Raw genomic sequence first — 7,182 nt, forward strand, 5'->3', positions numbered from 1 at the left:
ATGTTGGGCAAAACATCTATGATACACACAATTCTAGTTGTGTGTTGTCACACAGAATGTGACACATGAGGGGTGGAAAATAGCATGAGTGCCAATGAAAACAACTTGATTTGGATTGATCTGGAGATGACCGGTCTGGATCCCGAGCGCGATCGCATAATTGAAATCGCCACACTGGTCACCGATGCCAACCTGAATATTCTGGCTGAAGGGCCAACGATTGCTGTTCATCAGTCCGATGAACAGCTGGCGCTGATGGATGACTGGAACGTGCGTACCCATACCGGCAGCGGGCTGGTGGAGCGAGTGAAGGCGAGCACAATGGGTGAACGTGAAGCGGAACTGGCGACGATTGAATTTTTGCAAGCGTGGGTGCCAGCGGGTAAGTCGCCAATCTGCGGGAACAGCATCGGACAGGATCGCCGTTTTTTGTTTAAGTACATGCCAGAACTGGAAGCGTATTTCCATTACCGCTACCTGGATGTCAGCACGCTGAAAGAGCTGGCTCGTCGGTGGAAACCCGAAATTCTGGACGGTTTGAGCAAGGAAGGAACGCACAAGGCGATGGATGATATCCGCGAGTCGGTGGCGGAACTGGCTTACTATCGTGAGAATTTTATTAAGCTTTAAAAGGTGGCTATGCCGGGTGGCGGCTTTACCTTACCCGGCCTACAGTTTACATCCGGGAAGCTTGCGTATACCGAAGATTGCCGCTAAATTACTCGCTTTGCTGATAAAATCGTCACTCAAACGAAATTCACAAAAAATTGCGTTTGAAGGGGTTGCAGGAGAAAGGATTTCTCGTATAATGCGCCTCCCGTAACGACAGAGAATTATGCGTTACGGCAGCAACAAATTTTAATCAAAGCATTTCATGTTGCAGCAAGGCGGCAACTGAGCAAATCCGCAAGAGCTTACTTAAGTAAGTGACTGTGGTGACTAAAGGCAGCCAACACAGCAGCAACATGAAAGATGAAGATTAAGCGGGAATAGCTCAGTTGGTAGAGCACGACCTTGCCAAGGTCGGGGTCGCGAGTTCGAGTCTCGTTTCCCGCTCCAAAATTTGAAAGTGCTTCTTAGCACAGACCACCCAATCGCAGAATTTCGAAGTGCGACAGCAGTTTGAAAGACGAAGATTAAGCGGGAATAGCTCAGTTGGTAGAGCACGACCTTGCCAAGGTCGGGGTCGCGAGTTCGAGTCTCGTTTCCCGCTCCAAATTCTTATCTCCAGAAAATCAACCACAGTGCGTTTATGCGTTGGGGTCGTTTCGTTTTGTATCTGTCATACTCTTGTGAACAGAGTTATCCACAGCTTCGGATTTTTCTACGGAATATTCAAATACTTCGCTAAGTGAATAGTTTCTTTATATCCATCTGAAATCAAAGTTTAAATTAAGATTGCAAATTGTTAATGCGATCACTTGACGATTTTCTCGTTCTTGAATAGCAATGTGTTTTTATTTTTATGCACAGCCTGTGGACGATTCAGGCGTCCCGTGGAAGTCCCTTTTCGATAGCATTAACCAGTCGCCTTTGCTTTGGTGATTGCACCTCGATCACGTCGGCGTTTCGCTTCGCGATCTGCTGCGCGACGGCCCACTCTATGTGTTCATCAAGAAGTGGGTGCTCACCCCGGCGGCTTTCCAGTGCGGAAAGGGCGGCGTCACTCCAGGTCGCATTACCGAGTGCTACCGCAATATTGCGTAGCCAGCGCAGATGACCAATACGACGAATGGCTGACCCTTCTGTGACTTTTAAAAACCAGGCTTCATTTCTGGCGAACAGCTCAATCAACTCGGGCGCATGAAGCGGCTTACGGGGACTGAAATCGTCTTCGTCAGTCAGCTGCGAGTAGCGATTCCATGGGCAAATCAACTGGCAGTCATCACAACCGTAGATCCGGTTGCCCATCAATGGTCGCAATGCTTCAGGGATTACGCCTTCCAGTTCGATGGTGAGGTAGGAGATGCAGCGACGCGCATCCACCGTGTAGGGGGCGACAATCGCCCCGGTCGGACAGGTGGTGATGCAGGCGACGCACTTTCCGCATCCTTCCGCCACGGGAGCATCAACCGGCAGGGGCAAATCAATCAGTAACTCACCAAGAAAGAAAAACGACCCGGCCTCACGGTTGAGGATTAGTGAGTGCTTACCCGTCCATCCCAGACCGGCTTTTTCTGCCAGCGGGCGCTCAAGTATGGGCGCAGAGTCGACAAAAGGTCTAAAATTCAGCGAGACGCAGTGCTGCTGAATCCTCTCACCCAGCTTTTTGAGGCGGTTGCGTAAAAGCTTATGGTAGTCGCGGCCCAGGGCATAGCGACTGATGTAACCCTGCGAGGGATTTTTCAGCGTACGGGCAAACGCGGCGTGGGCGGGAAGATAGTTCATGCGCACGCTGATGACGCGAAGTGTGCCAGGCAGTAGCTCATGGGGACGCGCGCGCATCATGCCGTGGCGCGCCATCCAGTCCATTTCGCCGTGGTATTGTTTGTCCAGCCACGCCTGCAGTTTGGGTTCGGACTCGCTCAGGTCAGTATCGGTAATACCGACCTGCTGAAAGCCCAGTTCCAGCCCCCACTGCTTAATATTTTGCGCTAACTGATTGAGATTGAGGGGCTCTGACATGACGGACCATACAATGAAGAAAAACCCCATCAGTATACCACACTCCATCTGGCCCGCCGATGACATCAAACGGCTGGAGCGAGAAGCTGCTGACACGCTGGGGCTCACGTTGTTCGAACTGATGTTGCGAGCGGGCGAGGCGGTGTTTGACGTGGCGCGCGAGTCCCGGCCTTATGCCCGGCGCTGGTTGGTGCTCTGCGGTCACGGTAACAATGGTGGCGATGGCTATGTGGTGGCGAGGCTGGCGAAAGCAGCAGGGATTCTGGTCACCCTGGTAGCGCTGGAAAGCGATAAACCGCTGCCCGAGGAGGCCGCACAGGCGCGGGAAGCCTGGCTGAATGCAGGAGGCGTGATCCATTCCCCGGCGATCGCCTGGCCGGAAAATATCGACCTGATTATTGATGCGCTGCTGGGGATTGGGTTAACCCAGGCGCCGCGCGAGCCGTTGTCTGAATTAATCGAACGGGCAAACGCCCACCCTGCGCCTGTTGTCTCAATAGACATTCCTTCCGGGTTGCTGGCACAAACGGGCGCGACGCCCGGTGCGGTCATCCGGGCCGAACGCACGGTCACCTTTATCGTCCTGAAACCCGGTCTGCTGACGGGGAAAGCCCGGGATGTGACCGGGCGCCTTCATTTTAATTCGCTGGGACTGGACGACTGGTTGGCAGGGCAGGACGCGCCGATTCAACGCTTTGACGCATCACAACTTGCGCACTGGCTCTCTCCGCGTCGTGCAACGTCGCATAAAGGCGATCACGGTCGACTGGTGGTGATCGGCGGCGATCACGGCACGGCGGGAGCGATTCGACTGGCCGGTGAAGCGGCGCTGCGCGCCGGAGCGGGGCTGGTACGCGTGCTGACGCGCAGCGAAAATATCGCCCCACTGCTGACCGCTCGTCCCGAACTGATGGTGCATGAACTGACGCCGCAGTCCCTTGATGAAAGCCTCGCATGGGCGGATGTCATCATCATTGGCCCTGGGCTCGGGCAGGCGGAGTGGGGGAAGAAAGCGCTGCAAAAAGTCGAGAATTTCCGTAAACCGATGGTCTGGGACGCCGATGCGTTGAACCTGCTGGCAATCAATCCCGATAAACGTCACAATCGCGTCATCACACCGCATCCGGGAGAAGCCGCGCGGTTACTGGGGTGTTCTGTCGCAGAAATTGAAAGCGATCGCTTACATTCTGCACAGCGTCTGGTAAAACGTTACGGAGGCGTTGCGGTGTTGAAAGGGGCGGGAACGGTGGTTGCCGCACAACCGGAGGCGTTGGGAATTGCTGATGTCGGCAACGCAGGCATGGCCAGCGGCGGCATGGGCGATGTGCTTTCCGGTATTATTGGCGCATTGCTCGGACAGAAGTTTACCCCGTATGATGCAGCCTGTGCTGGCTGCGTGGCTCACGGTGCGGCGGCCGATGTTCTGGCGGCGCGTGCCGGTATGCGCGGCATGTTGGCAACCGATCTTTTTTCCACGCTACAGCGTATTGTTAACCCTGATGTGATTGACGTTTATCATGATGAATCGAGTAATTCCGCTACCTGACGAACAGGCAACATTAGACCTGGGACAACGGGTAGCCAAGGCCTGCAACGGCGCGACCGTGATCTATCTCTACGGTGATTTAGGCGCGGGTAAAACCACCTTTAGTCGGGGATTCCTGCAGGCGTTAGGCCATTCCGGTAATGTAAAAAGTCCAACCTATACGCTGGTCGAACCCTATTCTCTCGATAACCTGATGGTCTATCACTTCGATCTGTATCGTCTTGCCGATCCCGAGGAGCTCGAATTTATGGGGATCCGCGATTATTTTGCCAACGATGCCATTTGCCTGGTGGAATGGCCACAACAGGGTAAAGGTGTACTCCCGGACCCGGATGTCGAAATACACATAGATTACCAGGCGCAAGGTCGTGAGGCGCGCATCCGTGCTGTCTCCTCATCAGGTGATTCGTTGCTGGCGCGTTTAGCCGGTTAACCTTAAAGGTGGCGGGATGATTTATCGCATCAGAAATGGGTTGGTGGCCATGCTGGTTCTGCTGTGCGCGCAGGCCGGAGCCGCCAGCCTCTCCGATATCCAGGTCTCCAACGGCGATCGACAGGCGCGTATTACGCTCAGTTTTATTGGCGATCCCGATTATGCCTTTTCCCATGAAGGCAAACGTACCGTTGCGCTGGATATTAAGCAAACGGGAGTCATTCAGGGGCTTCCGCTGATGTTCAGCGGTAATAACCTGGTGAAGACCATTCGTTCCGGCACGGCGAAAGATCCACAGTCACTACGACTGATAGTGGATTTAACCGAAAACGGGAAAACCGAGGCGGTAAAACGGCAGAATGGCGGAAACTACACGGTAGTCTTTACCATTAACGCCGATACGCCTCCGCCACCCCCCCCTGCTCCAGTCGTTGCTAAACGCGTCGAAACGCCGGTGGTGGCGCCGCGTCCGACTGAACCTGCGCGAAATCCGTTTAAAACCAGCAACGATCGCACCACCGCCGTGATCAGCAGCAATACGGCGACGCGCCCGGCGGCCAGAGCGACATCCAGCAATGGTGACAAAGTGGTGATCGCCATTGATGCCGGGCACGGTGGGCAGGATCCCGGCGCGATCGGCCCCGGCGGTACGCGAGAGAAAAATGTCACTATCGCGGTGGCCCGTAAACTGCGCACGCTGCTTAATGATGATCCGATGTTTAAAGGCGTGTTAACCCGTGACGGGGATTATTTTATCTCTGTGATGGGGCGCTCTGACGTGGCGCGTAAGCAAAACGCCAACTTCCTGGTGTCGATTCACGCCGATGCCGCGCCCAACCGCAGCGCTACGGGTGCCTCCGTGTGGGTGCTGTCGAACCGGCGCGCCAACAGCGAAATGGCGAACTGGCTTGAAGAACATGAAAAACAGTCGGAGCTGCTGGGTGGTGCGGGGGATGTGCTGGCAAACAGTCAGGCCGATCCGTACCTAAGCCAGGCGGTGCTGGATTTGCAGTTCGGCCATTCCCAACGCGTAGGGTATGATGTGGCAACCAATATGTTAGGCCAGCTCGAACGGATTGGGTCACTGCATAAACGGCGGCCTGAACATGCCAGCCTGGGCGTTCTGCGCTCGCCAGATATTCCCTCGGTGCTGGTGGAAACCGGGTTTATCAGTAATCACAGTGAAGAACGTCTGTTGGCGAGCGATGCGTATCAGCAACAACTGGCCGATGCGATTTACAAAGGGCTGCGTAACTACTTCCAGGCGCATCCGATGCAGTCGGCTCCGCAGGGAAGTGCGGCGCAAACCGCGAGCGCCGCTACGCCGGGTGAGTCGTTGATCAACTAAGGAATTTGCATGCCGATTCAGGTGTTACCGCCACAACTGGCGAACCAGATTGCCGCAGGTGAGGTGGTTGAGCGACCTGCATCGGTGGTCAAAGAGCTGGTGGAAAACAGCCTTGATGCCGGGGCAACGCGCATCGATATTGATATCGAGCGCGGCGGCGCGAAGCTGATCCGTATCCGTGACAATGGTTGCGGGATCAGGAAAGACGAACTGGCGCTGGCGCTGGCGCGGCACGCCACCAGTAAAATTGCCTCTCTTGACGATCTGGAAGCGATCATTAGCCTGGGTTTTCGCGGCGAAGCGCTGGCGAGTATCAGCTCGGTATCTCGCCTGACTCTCACGTCACGCACCGCAGAGCAACAGGAAGCCTGGCAAGCCTACGCCGAAGGGCGCGACATGGAGGTAACAGTCAAACCGGCCGCGCATCCGGTAGGCACCACGCTGGAAGTCCTCGATCTGTTCTACAACACCCCCGCCCGGCGCAAGTTTATGCGCACCGAGAAAACCGAATTCAATCATATTGACGAGATCATTCGGCGCATTGCGCTGGCGCGTTTTGATGTGACGATCAATTTGTCGCACAACGGCAAAATGGTACGTCAGTACCGTGCGGTGGCGAAAGAGGGGCAGCAAGAGCGTCGCCTGGGCGCCATTTGTGGTACGCCGTTTCTTGAGCATGCGCTGGCGATTGAGTGGCAGCATGGCGATCTGACCTTACGCGGCTGGGTCGCCGATCCCAATCACACCACGACGGCGCTGGCGGAAATTCAGTACTGCTACGTCAACGGACGCATGATGCGCGACAGGTTGATCAACCACGCCATTCGTCAGGCCTGTGAAGATAAGCTGGGCGCCGATCAACAGCCCGCATTTGTGCTGTACCTTGAGATTGACCCGCATCAGGTGGATGTCAACGTGCACCCGGCCAAGCATGAAGTGCGTTTTCATCAGTCGCGCCTGGTCCATGACTTTATCTACCAGGGCGTGCTGAGCGTGCTGCAACAGCAGCTTGAATCGCCATTGCCGCTGGAAGCAGAAGGCGAACCCGCGCCCCGGCACGTTCCGGAAAACCGTGTGGCTGCAGGGCGTAACCATTTTGCTGAGCCGGCGCAGGCCCGCGAACCTACGGCACCGCGCTACGCCTCCACACCGACAGCGGGCAGCAGCACGCCGCGCCCAACGGCGGCAAGCTGGCCGCATGCCCAGCCGGGCTACCAGAAACAGCAGGGC

At 55.8% G+C, this 7,182-nt stretch carries 6 protein-coding genes and 2 tRNA genes; 7 read left to right on the top strand and 1 reads right to left on the bottom strand.

Going from position 1 to position 7,182, the window contains the following annotated elements:
* Positions 1-84: 84 nt before the first annotated feature.
* The 3 genes from orn (at position 85) to AB7E14_RS17705 (ending at position 1,216) form a co-directional block, all read left to right on the top strand.
* Entirely contained in the window at positions 85-630 is a 546-nt protein-coding gene (orn, locus tag AB7E14_RS17695; RefSeq protein ID WP_042999177.1) for an oligoribonuclease, read from the top strand.
* A gap of 353 nt (positions 631-983) precedes the next feature.
* A tRNA-Gly gene (locus AB7E14_RS17700) sits at positions 984-1,059 on the top strand.
* A gap of 81 nt (positions 1,060-1,140) precedes the next feature.
* Positions 1,141-1,216: transfer RNA gene (locus tag AB7E14_RS17705), tRNA-Gly, on the top strand.
* Positions 1,217-1,485: 269 nt separating this feature from the next.
* Here AB7E14_RS17705 and queG read toward each other — a convergent pair.
* Positions 1,486-2,625 carry a tRNA epoxyqueuosine(34) reductase QueG gene (queG, locus tag AB7E14_RS17710; protein ID WP_058587210.1) on the bottom strand — a complete coding sequence of 380 codons (1,140 nt, stop codon included), beginning with the start codon at positions 2,623-2,625 and terminating at the stop codon, positions 1,486-1,488.
* Between queG and nnr the strand changes: the two genes are divergently transcribed.
* From nnr to mutL, 4 genes are all read left to right on the top strand, one after another.
* Positions 2,624-4,171, top strand: a complete 1,548-nt coding sequence (nnr, locus tag AB7E14_RS17715; protein WP_192502120.1) for a bifunctional ADP-dependent NAD(P)H-hydrate dehydratase/NAD(P)H-hydrate epimerase — start codon at positions 2,624-2,626, stop codon at positions 4,169-4,171. The genes queG and nnr overlap by 2 nt on opposite strands.
* On the top strand, positions 4,143-4,604 hold the full coding sequence (tsaE, locus tag AB7E14_RS17720) for a tRNA (adenosine(37)-N6)-threonylcarbamoyltransferase complex ATPase subunit type 1 TsaE (protein WP_042999180.1): 462 nt from the start codon (positions 4,143-4,145) through the stop codon (positions 4,602-4,604). Before nnr ends, tsaE begins: the two co-directional genes overlap by 29 nt.
* A gap of 16 nt (positions 4,605-4,620) precedes the next feature.
* Positions 4,621-5,952, top strand: a complete 1,332-nt coding sequence (gene amiB, locus AB7E14_RS17725; RefSeq protein WP_316962123.1) for an N-acetylmuramoyl-L-alanine amidase AmiB — start codon at positions 4,621-4,623, stop codon at positions 5,950-5,952.
* Between the two features lie 9 nt (positions 5,953-5,961).
* On the top strand, positions 5,962-7,182 hold a 1,221-nt coding region (gene mutL / locus AB7E14_RS17730), incomplete at its 3' end, for a DNA mismatch repair endonuclease MutL (protein ID WP_428169746.1).

The organism is Citrobacter sp. (assembly GCF_050252275.1).
GTDB classification, from domain to species: Bacteria; Pseudomonadota; Gammaproteobacteria; order Enterobacterales; family Enterobacteriaceae; genus Citrobacter_A; species Citrobacter_A amalonaticus.

What these genes read in the sequence shown, in the direction of transcription:
- queG (WP_058587210.1), bottom strand. Translation starts at nt 2,625, where the DNA reads ATGTCAGAGCCCCTCAATCTCAATCAGTTAGCGCAAAATATTAAGCAG.
- amiB (WP_316962123.1), top strand. Translation starts at nt 4,621, where the DNA reads ATGATTTATCGCATCAGAAATGGGTTGGTGGCCATGCTGGTTCTGCTG.
- orn (WP_042999177.1), top strand. Translation starts at nt 85, where the DNA reads ATGAGTGCCAATGAAAACAACTTGATTTGGATTGATCTGGAGATGACC.
- tsaE (WP_042999180.1), top strand. Translation starts at nt 4,143, where the DNA reads ATGATGAATCGAGTAATTCCGCTACCTGACGAACAGGCAACATTAGAC.
- nnr (WP_192502120.1), top strand. Translation starts at nt 2,624, where the DNA reads ATGACGGACCATACAATGAAGAAAAACCCCATCAGTATACCACACTCC.